This is a genomic window from Enterobacter sp. 6722112 (genome assembly GCF_058661685.1).
The window spans coordinates 2,472,797-2,487,941 of sequence record NZ_JBZWGR010000007.1; the positions used below are offsets into that span (position 1 = coordinate 2,472,797).

The window sequence follows — 15,145 nt, forward strand, 5'->3', positions numbered from 1 at the left end:
CGCTATCTGCCGGGCAGGCAACGCACCGCCCGGCAAAGTAAATCAGCCAACAATACCGCGCACGAAGGCTTCAATCTCTTTGTCCTGGCAGTTCTCGAAGAAGCACTGCTGGAAGCGCTGGCCTGATACGGCGGTTTTAACCAGCTCAGGATCGATTGCTCGCAGGGTATCCAGATAGTTTTCTTTCACCACCGCCGCTTTCACCTGGTTCAGGATCCCGGCGTTACGCACCTGCGGCTCTTTACGCTCTGGTGGATAGCCTTCGCCATTGCGTCCGGTAAAGGCTTTCTCAAAGATAAAGCGTACGTTCAGTTCTGCCCCCCAGCCGAAGCCCTTCGCAAACGGCAGAGAAAGCGCGTTACCGTTGTTGATTTGCGCAAACAGGAAAGCATCCGCAGGATCGATGCAGTAACCGCAAATCACACCCGGATGGATGTTCAGGGACATCAGCGCGCCCTGCCCGGTACCGCAGCCGGTAACAACAAAATCAACGGCTTTAGCGTTAAGCAGAATGCTCGCCATGATGCCCAGGTGAATATAGGTGAGATGATGATCGTTCTCATCACTCATACCGACGTTATAGACCGGAAAACCTTTCTCATCAGCAACGGCTTTCAGCTCATTAAGGATGATGGGATTCTTAGCGGCCTGGCTGTTTTCCATCATCAGTGCAATTTTCATCTTGTCTCTCCTGAATGCATGGCGGGCGATCCCGCTGTGGATACCTTTTCAACTTAACCTTACTATCAAACAAACGCACTTTCAAATTAAGTGAAAACTTGTTTTAAAAAACAAAGATGCGCTCACAATTTCGCGCGGTGGCCCGGCTCGTTGCACAGTGAGAGGGCAGATCCTCCGGCTATTCCAGCCATTGCGTACCATCGCGTTGGTTACAATGGCGTATTTCCCGTCACGCAGAGTGAACCATGAAACGTGTAATCATAGCCGGAACGATCCTGTTGCTCGCCGGGTGCAGTATCAACCGTCAGGCAGAAGTCAGCAGTACGGATGCCCCAAACGGAATTGTGCGCCTCGACTATGGCCAGGCCATGCTGCAAAACGCCTGGTCTGATGAGTATGTTAATAACGGTACGGCAACCAAAGCCTGTCAACATATGGGCTACGCCACTGCGTCAGCCTACGGGCAGCCAATTAAAACCTGCACCCTGATCAGCGGTTCACTCTGTCTGAACGAAAGTGTGACCATTCAGTATAAATGTCAGGGATATGCTGTTACCTCTTCCAGCCAGAATCCGTGGTATTAACCGCTACTGCCAGTCACGCTGGCAGTTTATTTAATAAGAACTAAAACAATTCTCATTAATAAATATAAATGGCGGCAATGCGTTTTATTCCCATTCGTATTTTTAATAAAGAAATATTTATTTTACTTTTTGCAAATAATTAAATAACAAATTATAGTGTCGCTCATCGTGAACCAGAATTAATAAACCGGAGCTGCACCATGTTAAAAACTGAAATGATCGACAAGCTCAATGCGCAAATGAATCTTGAGCTTTTTTCTTCCCTGCTTTATCAGCAGATGAGCGCCTGGTGCAGCTATCACAGCTTTGAAGGGGCGGCCGCCTTCCTGCGTCGTCATGCCCAGGAAGAGATGACGCACATGCAGCGTCTGTTTGATTACCTGACGGACACCGGCAGCCTGCCGCGCATTGATAACGTGGCATCGCCTTTTGCCGAATACGGCTCTCTTGATGAACTGTTCCGCGCCACCTATGAGCATGAACAGCTGATCACCCAGAAAATTAATGAACTGGCTCATGCCGCCATGACCAGCCAGGATTATCCAACCTTTAATTTCCTTCAGTGGTATGTGGCTGAACAGCACGAAGAAGAGAAGCTGTTTAAATCCGTGCTGGATAAATTATCTCTGGCAGGTAAATCCGGGGAAGGTCTGTACTTCATTGATAAAGAGCTGTCGACGCTCGATACCCAGAATTAACAGAAAAGCGGTGCTGAGTTTTCAGCACCGCATTATTTAATGGCGGCAAATTTTACTTTCGTGAGTGGAAAATCCGTCTGCTGCCGGAATGAATTTTCCGCGCGCCGCCAGAAACGCCACCAGCTCCGCGGCCGTCATCTCCGAAGCTGAACAGGTATGGAAACGCGCCGCTTCGCCAAAGCGGGCATGTATCGCCTCAACCAGACTCTCCTCCGTATAGCGCTCACCTGACTCAATCATCATATTCAGCACGTCGTGTCCGTGAATTGACATGGTTACCTCTCGCAAATAAAAAGCAGACTAAACGTTCCCTCCACGGCACGCTTTGCGCTGGCTCAGGTTACCCTTTTCTTTTTGTAAATTAATTATTACACCCTATGTAACGGTGATTTGACGAGATGGTGCTTTTCCCTTACTCTGCGCCGCAGAATGAGTCGCGGTATGGAAGCGTTGTAGAGGAAAGCGTGAAGAACAGAACTCTGGGAAGTATTTTTATCGTCGCCGGAACGACAATTGGCGCAGGAATGTTGGCCATGCCGTTGGCTGCCGCCGGCGTCGGGTTTGGGGTTACCGTAGTGCTGCTGGGCGGTCTGTGGGCCCTGATGTGTTACACCGCGCTATTATTGCTGGAGGTTTATCAGCATGTCCCTGCCGATACTGGCTTAGGCTCCCTGGCTGCACGCTATCTTGGACGCTACGGGCAGTGGATCACCGGTTTCAGCATGATGTTCCTGATGTACGCCCTGACTGCCGCTTACATCAGCGGCGCCGGGGAGTTGATTGCGTCAAGTATCAATGACGGCTTCGGCGCGTCACTTTCACCGGAAACAGGCGCCATTGTCTTTACGCTGATCGGTGGCGGCGTGGTTTGCGCGGGCACATCGCTGGTCGATCTGTTTAACCGTTTTTTGTTCAGCGCCAAAATTCTCTTCCTGATTGTGATGCTGGTGCTGCTGGCACCGCATGTTCACAAGATTAACCTGCTCTCCCTCCCGCTGGAGAAAGGTCTGGCGCTTTCGGCCATCCCGGTTATTTTCACCTCCTTCGGTTTTCACGGCAGCGTGCCGAGCATCGTGAGCTATATGAACGGTGATATTCGCAAGCTGCGCCGCGTCTTTGTTATCGGCAGCGCCATTCCGTTGATTGCTTACCTGTTCTGGCAGCTGGTGACGCTGGGCAGTATTGATTCCAATACCTTTATCGGCCTGATGGCAGAGCATTCTGGTCTGAATGGATTCCTGGTTGCCCTGCGTAACGTGGTGGCCTCTTCACACGTGGAGCTGGCGGTACATCTGTTTGCAGACCTGGCGCTGGCAACCTCCTTCCTCGGCGTGGCGCTTGGCCTGTTTGACTATATGGCGGATCTGTTCCAGCGTCGCAATACCGTTGCCGGACGCTTACAGACGGGGGCGATGACCTTCCTGCCGCCGCTGGCCTTCGCGCTCTTTTACCCGCGCGGGTTTGTGATGGCGCTGGGGTATGCTGGCGTGGCGTTATCGGTACTGGCCCTGCTGCTGCCTTCCCTGCTGGCGTGGAAGAGCCGCCAGCAACATCCGCAGCAGGGGTATCGCGTAGCGGGCGGTACGCCAATGCTGTGCGTGGTGTTTGGTTGTGGGGTGGTGATTATTCTGGTGCAGGTGCTGATTGCAGCGGGGATGCTGCCGGAAGTGGGATAACTTATTTATACAGGTCCTGAGGTACTGTTCCGTTCACATTAAGATCAACAGAATATAATTTTTTCACAGCATGTGAACGGGATAAGGGGGCCGCCGCGGCCCCCTTATCAATCCCCGCGGCCCCGCGGAAAATCGGTGCTTCGCACTGCGCTCACCTCCCGACCATCTGCCTGCGGTCGGCTCAACTCGACATCCTGTCTCGATTCGCCTCTGGCCGCCATCCATGGCGTCCAGCCTTTGTCATCTGGTCTCCGGTTCGCCGATTTTAGCGGGGACTCAACACCCGTGCCCCATTCAGGCCACAGTAATTAATGATTTAATGCAGGCAGCAGCTTTTAAACTTCTTCCCACTCCCGCACGGGCACGGATCGTTACGCCCCACCTTCGACCCGTTCACGATCGGCTTTTTCGCTTCCGGCTGCTGCGGGTTAGCCACCCAGTAGTTATACAAACGCAGCGCCGCAGGCTGAATGCTTTCGATGCTGGCCATGTACTCCTCTTCGGTCAGCGCATCCAGCTTCTCGCTGTTCTCTTCCGTCCCGTGCAGGGCAATCACCGCCAGGTCCGCTTCCAGCGCTTCCGGCAGGGATGACCAGTCCGTCAGCGCCACGCCGCGCATGTAACCATAGCACCACTCTTCCACCACGGTATAGCTCTGACCGTCAACGTCGTTATAGCCAAACAGCGGTTCAAACTGATCCGGGTATTCGCTCAAACGCTCGGCAATATCGTTCATGTGCTTAAAGCAGAGATCGATAAAACGGTTCATCTCACGATCGTTTTTCCAGCGCGGAATATATTTCTCACCACCCCAGACCGCCACCAGCCAGGTGTCGGGCTCCACCACAACGGGACCGGAAAGTACTGCGGTAAGCATGCCGTCCAGTTCGGACACGTCAATCACGGATGCATCGTCGTGACCGTAAGAGATTAATGTCTCTTCCAGCCACGCCATCTCGCTTTCATTTAATGGGCCTTCAGCCATTGCTGATACTCCTGATAAAAAAAACGATCCTGACATAGATCGCCGCGTGTGCCTATCTGAAGTTTAGGTCTTTATTGCTGCAAAAACGTGCAAATCGTGACCGTTGCACAACTTATGGGCTTTGTTGTTAAGGAGATGTGATCTCCGCTGTAAATTCATCTCATCCCGCAAAGGCGCATAAAACGGCGCTCTATACTCAACGTGTTGTGACCCGGTCAAGGGATTAACCATTCTGGCAACCTTTTTGCTTAATGTTCTGCGCGCTTCGCGGTGCGTGGGATCCTCGCCGTATTAAGCATGAGATTGCTTCTAAAGTGCATTTTGTTCTCGCTCTTGTTTTTGGATTTACGATGCCATCAGGCGTTCGGGTTTATACCTGGTGCAAAAACCTCTTTGCTAAGGAACATAATAATGTCGCTGAAATTTATCAAAACTCCCCTCTCCCTGGTGCTCGCCGGTTGTCTGGTGACGGCCTTTTCCGCGCAGGCCGATATCGTCATCGGCGTGGCCGGGCCGTTCACAGGCCCGAACGCAACCTACGGCGATCAATACTGGCATGGCGCTACGCAGGCGGCGGAAGACATTAACGCCGCCGGCGGGATCAACGGTGAGAAAATCAAACTGGTTCAGGGCGACGACGCCTGCGAGCCCAAACAGGCCGTCGCCGTTGCCAACCGCTTAGTCGATCAGGATAAGGTGAAAGCGGTCGTCGGCCACTTCTGCTCCTCGTCGACCATGCCCGCCTCCGAGGTCTACAGCGATGCAGGGATCCTCTCCATCACCCCCGGCTCAACGAACCCGCTTATTACCGAACGTGGCATGAGCGATATATTTCGCATGTGCGGACGTGACGACCAGCAGGGCCAGGTCGCCAGCGATTTCATTCTTGATAAGCTGAAAGCCAAACGGGTGGTCATCATCCACGATAAAGACACCTACGGCCAGGGGCTGGCGGACGCCACTAAGGCGGCGCTGGCGAAACGCGGCGTGAAGGAGGTGATGTACGAAGGGTTATCCCGCGGGGAGAAAGACTTTAACGCGCTGGTGACCAAAATTGGCGCACAAAAACCGGACGTGGTGTTCTTCGGAGGCTGTCACCCGGAAGCGGGCCCGCTGGTTCGCCAGATGCGTGAACAGGGCGTGCAGGCGAAGTTCTTCTCGGGAGACTGTATCGTCAATGAAGAGATGGTCACCGCCGCCGGTGGGGCGCAATACACCAACGGTATTTACATGACCTTCGGTAAAGATCCGCGCCTGATCCCGGACGGAAAAGCCGTCATCGAGAAATTCCGCACCGGTAAATTTGAACCTGAAGGATACACCCTCTACGCCTACGCGTCTGTGCAGGCTATCGCGGCGGCATTCAAGGCCACGAAAGGGACGGATTCCGCAAAAGCCAGCGAGTGGCTGAAGGCCAACCCTGTCGACACGGTAATGGGTAAAAAAGCCTGGGACAGCAAAGGTGACCTCAAAGTCTCTGACTACGTGGTCTATCAGTGGGATGACAAAGGCAAATATAAAGAAGTGCCTTAACGGGACGGAATCTGCTCAGCGCCGGCAGGTCTGACTGTCGGCGTAACCCTTTATTCAGGTGCGCGACCATGAGTACATTCTTCCTGCAACAATTAATTAATGGCTTAACGCTGGGTTCGGTCTACGGCCTTATCGCCATCGGCTACACCATGGTGTACGGCATCATGGGTATGATCAATTTCGCCCACGGCGAAGTGTATATGATCTCCGCCTATCTCTCGGCCATTGGCCTGGCCCTGCTGGCGTTTTTTGGACTCCACTCCTTTCCGCTGCTGATCCTGGGGACGCTGGTTTTCACCATCGTGGTCACCGGCGTTTATGGCTGGACGATTGAGCGCATCGCCTATAAGCCGCTACGCAACTCGACGCGTCTGGCACCGCTGATTTCGGCCATCGGGATGTCGTTGATACTGCAAAACTACGTCCAGCTCAGCCAGGGCCCGCGCCAGCAGGGCGTGCCCACCATGCTTGATGGCGTGCTGCGTTTTCACCTCGGCGAAGGGTTTGTCCAGATAACCTATACCAAAGTCTTTATTCTCATCGCCTCGTTCGCGGGCATGCTGGTGCTGACCTGGATTATCAACCGTACCCGCTTAGGACGCATGTGCCGTGCGGTACAGCAGGATCGTAAGATGGCCTCCATCCTGGGTATCAACACCGACAGAATTATTTCGCTGGTGTTTATTATCGGCGCAGCCATGGCCGGGCTGGCGGGCGTGCTAATCACCATGAATTACGGCACCTTTGATTTTTACGTCGGGTTTGTTATCGGCATCAAGGCCTTTACGGCGGCGGTGCTGGGCGGCATCGGCTCTCTGCCCGGTGCGATGCTTGGCGGGCTGATTCTGGGCGTCGCAGAAGCGCAATTCTCCGGGATGGTGAACTCGGATTATAAAGACGTGTTCTCGTTTGGATTGCTGGTCTTAATTCTGATCTTTCGTCCTCAGGGGCTGCTGGGCCGCCCCGTCGTGGCTAAAGTGTAAGGAACAACGCGATGACCTCTGACGGTTTTTCCCTGAAGCGCTGCATTCTGGACTCGATTTTTTCCGGAATGATCGCTCTGATTATTTTCGGCCCGATTGCGGGCGTGATACTGGATGGTTACAGCTTTACCTTTGACGGCCAGCGGCTGGCGTGGATTGTAGGCACGGTGATGGTGGGACGCTTTTTGCTGAGCGCGTTTTCAGCTACGGCGGCCGGAAGACGTTTACAGGCACAGTTTGAATCCGACAATGCGGGGGTGTATGTCCGGCCGCCGGCGTATAAAAGTCCCATGCGCTGGATCATTCCGCTGATTGTCACGCTGGCGATCTGCTTCCCGTTTGTGGCCACTAAATACGTTCTGACGGTTGCCATTCTCGGACTGATCTACGTCCTGCTCGGTCTTGGGCTGAACATTGTTGTTGGCCTGGCAGGGCTGCTGGATCTGGGTTATGTCGCCTTCTATGCCATCGGCGCTTACGGGCTGGCGCTCGGGTATCAGTATCTGGGGCTTGGGTTCTGGAGCATGCTGCCGCTGGCGGCGCTAATGGCCGCGGGCGCGGGCGCCCTGCTCGGCTTTCCGGTGCTGCGCATGCACGGGGATTATCTCGCCATCGTCACGCTCGGGTTTGGCGAGATCATCCGCCTGGTGCTGAACAACTGGCTCACCTTCACCGGCGGGCCTAACGGCGTTTCAGCCCCTGCCCCGACCTTTTTTGGTCTGGAGTTTGGCCGACGCGCCAAAGAAGGCGGCGTCCCCTTCCACGAGTTCTTCGGCCTGACCTATAACCCCAACTTGAAGTTTATCTTCATCTATGCGGTGCTGTTCCTGGTAGTCATGCTGGTGCTGTACATTAAACACCGGCTGACCCGAATGCCCATTGGACGGGCGTGGGAAGCGCTCCGTGAGGATGAGATTGCCTGCCGTTCAATGGGGCTGAATCACGTTCTGGTCAAACTCTCGGCCTTCACCCTGGGCGCATCGACGGCAGGTATCGCCGGGGTGTTTTTTGCCACCTACCAGGGGTTTGTTAACCCGACCTCTTTCACCTTTTTTGAATCGGCCCTGATCCTCGCCATTGTGGTCCTGGGCGGGATGGGCTCCACCGTCGGCGTCGTACTGGCCGCCTTTGTGCTGACCGTCACGCCGGAACTGCTGCGCAGCTTTGCGGAATATCGCGTGCTGCTGTTTGGCATGCTGATGGTGGTGATGATGATCTGGCGTCCTCGCGGTCTGATCCGCATCAACCGCAGCGGATTTGCCGTGCGTAAAGGAGTGGCGCCATGAACGCAACGATTTTACGTGTAGAACATCTGATGATGCACTTCGGCGGGATCAAGGCCTTAAACGACGTCAATCTTGAGGTGCAGCGCGGCTCCATTACCGCACTCATTGGGCCTAACGGCGCGGGAAAAACGACCGTCTTTAACTGCCTGACCGGTTTCTACCGGGCCTCCGGCGGCAACATTCTGTTCAATGCACGAAATAAAACCACCAATGTCATTCAGGTGCTCGGCCAGAAATTCCAGCCGGGCGACTGGCTCAACCCGGCGCAGCTTGGTCAACGCCTGTTCTATAAGATGTTTGGCGGCACGCATCTGGTGAACCGCGCGGGTCTTGCGCGCACGTTTCAGAACATCCGCCTGTTCCGCGAGATGTCCGTTGTGGAAAACCTGCTGGTGGCACAGCACATGCGCGTCAACCGCAATCTGCTGGCGGGGGTGCTGAACACCCCTGCGTATCGTCGCTCAGAGAACGATGCGCTGGACCGGGCGTTTTACTGGCTGGAGGTGGTGGATCTGGTGGATTGCGCGAACCGTCTGGCCGGGGAAATGTCCTATGGCCAGCAACGACGCCTCGAAATCGCCCGCGCCATGTGTACCGGCCCGGAGATGATTTGTCTCGATGAACCTGCTGCCGGCCTGAACCCGGTGGAAACGCACAAGCTGAGTGAGATCATCCGGTTCCTGCGCGACCACCATGACATCACGGTTTTGCTGATCGAGCATGATATGGGGATGGTGATGGGCATTTCAGATGACATCATTGTGCTCGATCATGGCGATGTGATTGCCAGAGGTAAACCGGTTGAAATCCAGCACAATGAAAAAGTGATTGCCGCGTATCTGGGCACCGACGAAAGCGAGGTAAATCTGTGAGCGAACCGATGCTTCAGTTTCAGGATGTGGATGTTTTCTACGGGGTGATCCAGGCGTTGAAGCAGGTTTCGCTTGAGGTTAACAAAGGGGAAACCGTGGCCCTGATTGGCGCTAACGGCGCGGGGAAGTCAACATTACTGATGTCTGTCTTTGGTCAGCCCCGGATCCGCAACGGGCAGATCCTCTTCTGCGGCGAGGATATCAGCCACAAATCCACCCACTATGTTGCCACCGGCGGCATCGCGCAGGCACCTGAGGGACGACGCATTTTCCCGGATATGTCTGTAGAAGAGAACCTGCTGATGGGGACAATCCCCGTCGGCAATCAGCATGCAGCGGAAGATATGCAAAGCATGTTCGACCTCTTCCCCCGCCTCAAGGAGCGACGTAACCAGCGGGCGATGACGCTCTCCGGCGGTGAACAGCAGATGCTGGCTATCGCCCGCGCGCTGATGAGCCGTCCTAAACTTCTGCTGCTGGATGAACCCAGCCTCGGCCTCGCGCCAATCGTGGTTAAACAGATTTTCCAGACGCTGCGCGAACTGGCCCGTAACGGAATGACGATTTTTCTGGTCGAGCAGAATGCGCACCACGCGCTGAAGTTGTCCGACCGCGGCTATGTGATGGTTAACGGGCAGATTCGGTTAAGCGGCAGCGGCGAGGCGTTGCTGAAGAATCCGGAGGTGAGGAAGGCGTATCTGGGTGGCGTGTGAAACGAAAAGGCTATAGTGAGAAAAACTCACAGTGATTGCCATTATTAATCGTTTTTCAAAAACGCACGCCTTCCAATATTATCCTCTCGACCTACCCTGACGGTGGGCCAATTAAAACATTCAGGCGCAAACTGAATAGTCATAATGAGAGGAACCGGGGCAAACATGACACTTGATGCTTTATTTCAGTTAATGAAAATTATATCGCCATCTGAAATTCCATCAGATGGCGATTTAGCGAATTTTATGACCCTGCTTATCTCCACCAAAAATCATTCTGACGCCCTGTTACCGTTTTCGCAGCGCGCGTATATGCTTTCAGTTGCCTATCGCGATCCCCAAAAAGCAGCTGCGTTGCTTTCATCCTGTCAGCCCGAAGCAGGCAACCCTCTCCCGCTGCTCAACTTCTCTGGCTGGCCGGACGTGCGTTACGCCACTTCTGGTGAATTACAGACGCCCGAGTCTGAGGACTATTTTCACAAGATTTCGTCTGCCGCCACGCTATTACGTGCGGCAATTATTGACGCTGAGCAACAGAAAAACACGCCAGCATTTTATATTCTGGATAAGGTGCTCAACCTGAACAGCGCTTTGCCAGAACGTTATAAAAAGATGGCAAATATATCTTATTCATAACGGTATTAATAAATCCGACTGTCATCGTATTCCAGATAATCGATATCCAGCGCCGGAACGACCGGGGTATGGTTTTGCAGCCAGGCCAGAAGATGCTGAATGCTCTCTCTTTTGAGTGAATTTTTTGGCCAGACGAGGTAGTAGCCATCCCCCGTCGCGATAGCTTCCCTGAAAGGCAGGCCCAGCAGGCCACTTTTCAGGGCATCAAGCGTGAGATGCAGGTCGGCGATAGCGATGCCGTGCCCGTTCATCGCGGCAATACTTCCCTGTTCAAGGGTATCGAACACCATACCGCTGCTCATATCGAGCCCCGGGAACAATCCTGTTCTTCGCAGCCAGCGCCGCCAGTCACGTCTGTCCGGTGAAGGATGGATCAGATCGCATTGCGGAAGCCGCTGCCGGGCCGGTTCGATAAGCGATGGAGTACAAACCGGGATAAGCCATTCATGAAATAGCAGTTGGCTTTCCGTTGTGTCACCAAAACGCCCATTGCCGAGAAGAATGGCGCAATCGTAGGGCTCAAGATTGAAATCAACGGTGTCAATGTCCATCCAGACGCTGGCAATCTCAACCTGTGGTTTTGCATGGTTGTTGCGAAAAGATCGCAGCACGTCGAGAAGCCATCTCATGGTCAGGGTAACCAGACCACCAGCGAGATAGCAAAGCTGGTGAATAAGTCTGTGGCCACCGTCGAAAAGCTGCTGCTCCTCAGCACGGCGAACCATGACGTTCAGCAGGAGGTTAAATCCGGTGCTGTTTCAGTCGATGTCGCGGTTGATCGCGTTATGGAGTATGGCGAACAGGCCGGGAAAGTACTCCAACACGATAAAGCTGTAGCGGCTGCACAGGGGAAAACGAAAGTTACCCGTAGCTCTATCGCGCCAGTGCTGAGCGTAAAGAACGCGCGCCGTTTCGTTGAGCTGATGGCTCAGGCCACGATCAGTGATGAAGGTGTCTTCACTCTTGAAGGCACTGCCCTAGCCGAGGCGCTGTCGATTATTGACGAACATAAAGCCATTGCTGAAGCACGTGAACTCTATCGCTTGTCACAACCAGTACCGACAACAGAAATTCGCGGACGATCTCTGTATGTGATGCTCGATGGTAAGGAAATTGGTCGGGCCTCACTGTATCGCGGTAAAACCGTTTGGCTGGACATGGATGACAAAACCATTGTCGCCAGCCAGTCAAAGGCTGTGGCCCACTTCGTTAAGCAACACAAATTGCAGCAGGAGCAAAATCATGACAGTCAATAAACCAATGACCGGTGAACAGCTGGATGAACTGATGACTATTGCTGTCAACATGCAACGAGATAGTGAAAAAGTGAGTGACCGCCCTGCTGCTATGTTCGCTTATGCAGTGCAGGTAGCTGTTTTGGAACTGCGTAATCTCCGTACTAACGTGGCGGCGCAGGTTGCGGATACTACGTCGCTTAAACACGCACAAGCCTAAATCAAGAACATTAATGGTTTATGAATAAATCAATCGGTTACTTACAACGTAATCCAATCGAAAAAAAATAGTAGATAAACTTCGTGAGGTAGATCGTTTATAGTGTTGCCCCCTAGCAAACACAATTTTGGGAGTGAAAAGATATGAACCAGAACCCCTTTTCAATATATGATTTTCTTGGCTACCTGATACCAGGAGGATTGTTTTTATATCTTCTATATTTTTGCGGGATCACTCTGGATTGGGATGTAATCATCCAACTAAAGAAAACTGCAATCGCACAGGAATCTTCTCTCAGTTTGTTGGGATATTCTTCAATTGTTATACTTGCATATATCATTGGCCATGCAATAGCAATATGCTCTGCTTTTCTAGTTGAAAAGTATATGAATGATACATTACAGTACCCTTCTATCTATCTTTTTTGGGAGTTAAATAATGATTTCAAAGACGAAGTCAAAAAAGATTACGGCAGAACAACTAAGTATCTAATAATTAAGACGATATTACTACCAGTATTTATTCTTGATAGAATTACTTTTTATAAACTGTACTCCCGAGAGCTTACAAAGGAGTTAGCTTCGCCGCTATGGAGCATGCTGGAAAAGTCTTATAAGAAGATTTTTTCAGTAGATTTATCTCAACTTAAAAATGGTTATGCCTTACGAGGTGATCTTTTTAGATTAGCCTACCATTACTCATATGAACACTCCTCCAACCATCAGCCTAAAATACAGAATTATGTAGCATTATATGGATTTTGCAGGAACGTGTGCTTGGTATTTTTATTGTTCTTTTGGGTAGCTTTCGTCAGACTTGTAATTAATACCCTAACAGACGAAATGTTTGGATTTAACATATTATCAACTTTATCTATGCTACTGATGACATATGTTTTCTATTGTGGGTTCGTAAAATTCTACAGAAGATTCACCTTAGAAGTATTCATGGCATTCAGCGTTTTAAAAACTGATTGATATTTTGCCGGGTGCAGCCGGTTAAGTGGAGAGCTATACGATGAGCGGACAAAGCCAACGTTTTCTTACCCCTGATGACCTCTATCAACTTACTGGTTATCGCCGCCCTTCCCTTCAGTGCAGAGCGCTGAAAGAAAGCGGTGTATTTTTTGTACCACGTAAAGATGGCAGGCCGGGAACTACATGGGATCATGTAACTAATCCAGCTGGCCTGAAGCAGGTAGACAACAATCCAGAGGAAGAAGAACCAAACTTTAAGGACATGTAATGCCTAGAATCCGCAAAAACCCGGAAGATAACTGGATGCCGCCCCGCGTTCGCCGGGGCAAATCAGCCTATGAGTTCAGAACGCCAGACGGCAGAACTGTGAGATTGTGCAATCGCGATCTTACTAAGTCTCAGGTCTGGGCTGCCTATGAAAACTTCATCAACGATATCAGGGCAGGTTCCAACTTTCACGCACTTTGTGAAGAGTTCTTTAACTCGGGCGACTTTCATGAACTGGCCACCGAAACCAGAAAGGACTACAGAAAATATGGTTCAAAAGTAAATGTTGTTTTCGGGAAGATGAAGCCAGACAACATTAAGCCTGAGCATATCAGGAAGTATATGGATAAGAGAGGTGTTAAAAGCAGGGTTCAGGCGAACCGAGAGAAAGCGTTTATGTCGAGGGTGTTCAGGTGGGCATATGAGCGTGGCAAGGTGAAGATGAATCCATGCCATGGTGTGAAGCAATTTAAGGAGCAGGCGCGCACACGGTACGTCACGGACAAAGAATATGATGCTCTATTCAGCGTTTCGTCATTACCAGTGAAGATTGCCATGGAGTTGGCGTATTTATGCTGCGCACGTCAAGGTGACATTCTTGATCTTAAAAAGAGTCAGATACTTGATGAAGGCATTTTAATTCAGCAAAGCAAGACGGCAGTGAGTCAGATTAAGGCCTGGACAGCACGCCTATCGAAAGCGATTACCTTGGCCGATTCCCTTCCGTTAAATAGTGGCATGGTAAGTCTGTACGTTATCCACCAGCAGTCAGGGTCTCGTTACACACGAGATGCATTTAATGCGCAGTGGATGAAAGCTAAAAAGTTAGCTGCTGAAAAATTTCCTGAGCTTGAGTTTAACTTCACGTTCCATGATCTGAAAGCTAAAGGGATATCCGATCTGAAAGGAACACTTCACGAGAAGCAGGAAATTTCAGGGCATAAAAATGCATCACAAACGGCGAGATATAACCGAAAAATTTCTGTAGTACCGGTGGTCGGGGGGCAGTAATGCCCTCCTCAAATACACTTAAGAACCAAGACTCTTCAGATAATCATTCTCATTCTAATAATCAGATCCAGTTATCATCTTCAAAATCGAGGAAGGGTGCTCTTACTTGTATTTTTCAAACTTGAAGACGCGAAACATCTTATAAACCAGGATCAGCTACATCGTCGATGAACTGTCGAGCTTTGTCATTAAAGCCTACCGCAGAAAAAACAATTGTTAAGCTACCGTCACGGATGGTGACTGTTTGACGGCGCATGAATTCACCAATTAGGTGATTTATTCCTGCTTGTGTATAAGCGTACCAATACATTCCCATAGATGGGTCGCAGTTCTGCCACCAACGCAATTTAGTTCCATTAACATACATGCTTGACGAACTGCCAGAAGCTTTACATTCGATACCGTTACGAGGCAACAGGTAGGCATTCACATCACCTTTCATAGACTTTGAAAGAAGCATATACCAATAGCCATCATCTGACATGACTGTTGGTTCACCACGTTTATTGATGTACCAGCCTTCAGCATGGACTGGATTGAGAATACAACAAAGGAACAAAACTACTGAAGTAAAGGCACGCATTTAAAATTCTCCTTAAATTTTATGCTTAGAGAGATATTTTACTTGTATGAATATCGAGTTCGGCTTCTCGTTAAATTACACGTATACCATCATAGAGCAAGAACGAATAACCTGAAGTAAAATTTAACTTGTACTTAGGTACTTCACCGTAAAAAAATTCTCGAATGGCGAAACGTAATGGCGAAAGAATGGTGAATGGCGAAAA

The 15,145-nt window shown here is 51.2% G+C and carries 17 protein-coding genes and 2 pseudogenes; 14 read left to right on the forward strand and 5 right to left on the reverse strand.

Features of this window, described 5'->3' with window-relative positions; translation table 11 throughout:
- Window positions 1-42: 42 nt before the first annotated feature.
- Window positions 43-681, reverse strand: a complete 639-nt coding sequence (locus tag AC4OVU_RS13315; protein ID WP_003859680.1) for an RpiB/LacA/LacB family sugar-phosphate isomerase — start codon at window positions 679-681, stop codon at window positions 43-45.
- Window positions 682-926: 245 nt separating this feature from the next.
- On the opposite strand from AC4OVU_RS13315, the gene yecR reads away from it, so the two are divergent.
- Together yecR and ftnA are read left to right on the forward strand one after the other, a co-directional pair.
- Window positions 927-1,265 carry a YecR family lipoprotein gene (gene yecR, locus AC4OVU_RS13320; RefSeq protein ID WP_015570249.1) on the forward strand — a complete coding sequence of 113 codons (339 nt, stop codon included), beginning with the start codon at window positions 927-929 and terminating at the stop codon, window positions 1,263-1,265.
- Window positions 1,266-1,465: 200 nt separating this feature from the next.
- Complete coding sequence (gene ftnA / locus AC4OVU_RS13325; RefSeq protein ID WP_003859676.1) at window positions 1,466-1,963, forward strand: non-heme ferritin; 498 nt, start codon at window positions 1,466-1,468, stop codon at window positions 1,961-1,963.
- Window positions 1,964-1,999: 36 nt separating this feature from the next.
- On the opposite strand, the gene AC4OVU_RS13330 is transcribed toward ftnA, so the two are convergent.
- Window positions 2,000-2,236: a YecH family metal-binding protein gene (locus AC4OVU_RS13330; RefSeq protein ID WP_003859673.1), complete on the reverse strand. Its 237-nt coding sequence runs from the start codon at window positions 2,234-2,236 to the stop codon at window positions 2,000-2,002.
- A 191-nt stretch (window positions 2,237-2,427) separates the two neighbouring features.
- Between AC4OVU_RS13330 and tyrP the strand changes: the two genes are divergently transcribed.
- Entirely contained in the window at window positions 2,428-3,639 is a 1,212-nt protein-coding gene (gene tyrP / locus AC4OVU_RS13335; protein ID WP_045342371.1) for a tyrosine transporter TyrP, read from the forward strand.
- Window positions 3,640-3,955: 316 nt separating this feature from the next.
- On the opposite strand, the gene AC4OVU_RS13340 is transcribed toward tyrP, so the two are convergent.
- Window positions 3,956-4,624 carry a YecA/YgfB family protein gene (locus AC4OVU_RS13340; RefSeq protein WP_003859671.1) on the reverse strand — a complete coding sequence of 223 codons (669 nt, stop codon included), beginning with the start codon at window positions 4,622-4,624 and terminating at the stop codon, window positions 3,956-3,958.
- A gap of 411 nt (window positions 4,625-5,035) precedes the next feature.
- On the opposite strand from AC4OVU_RS13340, the gene AC4OVU_RS13345 reads away from it, so the two are divergent.
- The 6 genes from AC4OVU_RS13345 to AC4OVU_RS13370 all read left to right on the forward strand — a co-directional run bounded on the left by AC4OVU_RS13345 (window position 5,036) and on the right by AC4OVU_RS13370 (window position 10,647).
- Window positions 5,036-6,157, forward strand: coding sequence for a branched-chain amino acid ABC transporter substrate-binding protein (locus AC4OVU_RS13345; protein ID WP_032654017.1), 1,122 nt, complete (start codon window positions 5,036-5,038; stop codon window positions 6,155-6,157).
- A 68-nt stretch (window positions 6,158-6,225) separates the two neighbouring features.
- Window positions 6,226-7,140, forward strand: a complete 915-nt coding sequence (locus AC4OVU_RS13350) for an ABC transporter permease subunit (RefSeq protein WP_110293166.1) — start codon at window positions 6,226-6,228, stop codon at window positions 7,138-7,140.
- Between the two features lie 11 nt (window positions 7,141-7,151).
- Window positions 7,152-8,426 carry a high-affinity branched-chain amino acid ABC transporter permease LivM gene (gene livM / locus AC4OVU_RS13355; protein WP_110293165.1) on the forward strand — a complete coding sequence of 425 codons (1,275 nt, stop codon included), beginning with the start codon at window positions 7,152-7,154 and terminating at the stop codon, window positions 8,424-8,426.
- Entirely contained in the window at window positions 8,423-9,298 is an 876-nt protein-coding gene (locus AC4OVU_RS13360) for an ATP-binding cassette domain-containing protein (protein WP_110293164.1), read from the forward strand. The genes livM and AC4OVU_RS13360 overlap by 4 nt, the downstream gene beginning before the upstream one ends.
- Window positions 9,295-10,011, forward strand: a complete 717-nt coding sequence (locus AC4OVU_RS13365) for an ABC transporter ATP-binding protein (protein WP_110293163.1) — start codon at window positions 9,295-9,297, stop codon at window positions 10,009-10,011. Before AC4OVU_RS13360 ends, AC4OVU_RS13365 begins: the two co-directional genes overlap by 4 nt.
- A gap of 165 nt (window positions 10,012-10,176) precedes the next feature.
- Complete coding sequence (locus tag AC4OVU_RS13370) at window positions 10,177-10,647, forward strand: hypothetical protein (protein ID WP_045910790.1); 471 nt, start codon at window positions 10,177-10,179, stop codon at window positions 10,645-10,647.
- A gap of 5 nt (window positions 10,648-10,652) precedes the next feature.
- On the opposite strand, the pseudogene AC4OVU_RS13375 reads toward AC4OVU_RS13370, so the two are convergent.
- Window positions 10,653-11,285: pseudogene (locus tag AC4OVU_RS13375) on the reverse strand (LysR substrate-binding domain-containing protein); the annotation flags it as partial.
- Between AC4OVU_RS13375 and AC4OVU_RS13380 the strand changes: the two are divergent.
- From AC4OVU_RS13380 to AC4OVU_RS13400, 5 genes and pseudogenes are all read left to right on the forward strand, one after another.
- Window positions 11,274-11,903 (forward strand): annotated as a pseudogene (locus AC4OVU_RS13380) (chromosome partitioning protein ParB); the annotation flags it as partial. The pseudogenes AC4OVU_RS13375 and AC4OVU_RS13380 sit on opposite strands and share 12 nt — an antisense overlap.
- Complete coding sequence (locus tag AC4OVU_RS13385) at window positions 11,890-12,102, forward strand: hypothetical protein (RefSeq protein ID WP_048208446.1); 213 nt, start codon at window positions 11,890-11,892, stop codon at window positions 12,100-12,102. The pseudogene AC4OVU_RS13380 and the gene AC4OVU_RS13385, both read left to right, overlap by 14 nt.
- Window positions 12,103-12,245: 143 nt before the next feature.
- Window positions 12,246-13,079, forward strand: a complete 834-nt coding sequence (locus AC4OVU_RS13390) for a hypothetical protein (protein ID WP_491928700.1) — start codon at window positions 12,246-12,248, stop codon at window positions 13,077-13,079.
- 40 nt (window positions 13,080-13,119) lie between these two features.
- The gene (locus tag AC4OVU_RS13395) at window positions 13,120-13,347 is read left to right on the forward strand and encodes a DUF4224 domain-containing protein (RefSeq protein WP_072207491.1); all 228 of its coding nucleotides are present in this window, start codon (window positions 13,120-13,122) and stop codon (window positions 13,345-13,347) included.
- Entirely contained in the window at window positions 13,347-14,357 is a 1,011-nt protein-coding gene (locus AC4OVU_RS13400; protein WP_058652862.1) for a tyrosine-type recombinase/integrase, read from the forward strand. Before AC4OVU_RS13395 ends, AC4OVU_RS13400 begins: the two co-directional genes overlap by 1 nt.
- 139 nt (window positions 14,358-14,496) lie before the next feature.
- On the opposite strand, the gene AC4OVU_RS13405 is transcribed toward AC4OVU_RS13400, so the two are convergent.
- On the reverse strand, window positions 14,497-14,940 hold the full coding sequence (locus AC4OVU_RS13405; protein ID WP_032634721.1) for a hypothetical protein: 444 nt from the start codon (window positions 14,938-14,940) through the stop codon (window positions 14,497-14,499).
- Between the last annotated feature and the right edge of the window lie 205 nt (window positions 14,941-15,145).

What these genes read in the sequence shown, in the direction of transcription:
- AC4OVU_RS13315 (WP_003859680.1), bottom strand. Translation starts at nt 681, where the DNA reads ATGAAAATTGCACTGATGATGGAAAACAGCCAGGCCGCTAAGAATCCC.
- yecR (WP_015570249.1), top strand. Translation starts at nt 927, where the DNA reads ATGAAACGTGTAATCATAGCCGGAACGATCCTGTTGCTCGCCGGGTGC.
- ftnA (WP_003859676.1), top strand. Translation starts at nt 1,466, where the DNA reads ATGTTAAAAACTGAAATGATCGACAAGCTCAATGCGCAAATGAATCTT.
- AC4OVU_RS13330 (WP_003859673.1), bottom strand. Translation starts at nt 2,236, where the DNA reads ATGTCAATTCACGGACACGACGTGCTGAATATGATGATTGAGTCAGGT.
- AC4OVU_RS13340 (WP_003859671.1), bottom strand. Translation starts at nt 4,624, where the DNA reads ATGGCTGAAGGCCCATTAAATGAAAGCGAGATGGCGTGGCTGGAAGAG.
- AC4OVU_RS13345 (WP_032654017.1), top strand. Translation starts at nt 5,036, where the DNA reads ATGTCGCTGAAATTTATCAAAACTCCCCTCTCCCTGGTGCTCGCCGGT.
- AC4OVU_RS13350 (WP_110293166.1), top strand. Translation starts at nt 6,226, where the DNA reads ATGAGTACATTCTTCCTGCAACAATTAATTAATGGCTTAACGCTGGGT.
- livM (WP_110293165.1), top strand. Translation starts at nt 7,152, where the DNA reads ATGACCTCTGACGGTTTTTCCCTGAAGCGCTGCATTCTGGACTCGATT.
- AC4OVU_RS13360 (WP_110293164.1), top strand. Translation starts at nt 8,423, where the DNA reads ATGAACGCAACGATTTTACGTGTAGAACATCTGATGATGCACTTCGGC.
- AC4OVU_RS13370 (WP_045910790.1), top strand. Translation starts at nt 10,177, where the DNA reads ATGACACTTGATGCTTTATTTCAGTTAATGAAAATTATATCGCCATCT.
- AC4OVU_RS13385 (WP_048208446.1), top strand. Translation starts at nt 11,890, where the DNA reads ATGACAGTCAATAAACCAATGACCGGTGAACAGCTGGATGAACTGATG.
- AC4OVU_RS13390 (WP_491928700.1), top strand. Translation starts at nt 12,246, where the DNA reads ATGAACCAGAACCCCTTTTCAATATATGATTTTCTTGGCTACCTGATA.
- AC4OVU_RS13395 (WP_072207491.1), top strand. Translation starts at nt 13,120, where the DNA reads ATGAGCGGACAAAGCCAACGTTTTCTTACCCCTGATGACCTCTATCAA.
- AC4OVU_RS13400 (WP_058652862.1), top strand. Translation starts at nt 13,347, where the DNA reads ATGCCTAGAATCCGCAAAAACCCGGAAGATAACTGGATGCCGCCCCGC.
- AC4OVU_RS13405 (WP_032634721.1), bottom strand. Translation starts at nt 14,940, where the DNA reads ATGCGTGCCTTTACTTCAGTAGTTTTGTTCCTTTGTTGTATTCTCAAT.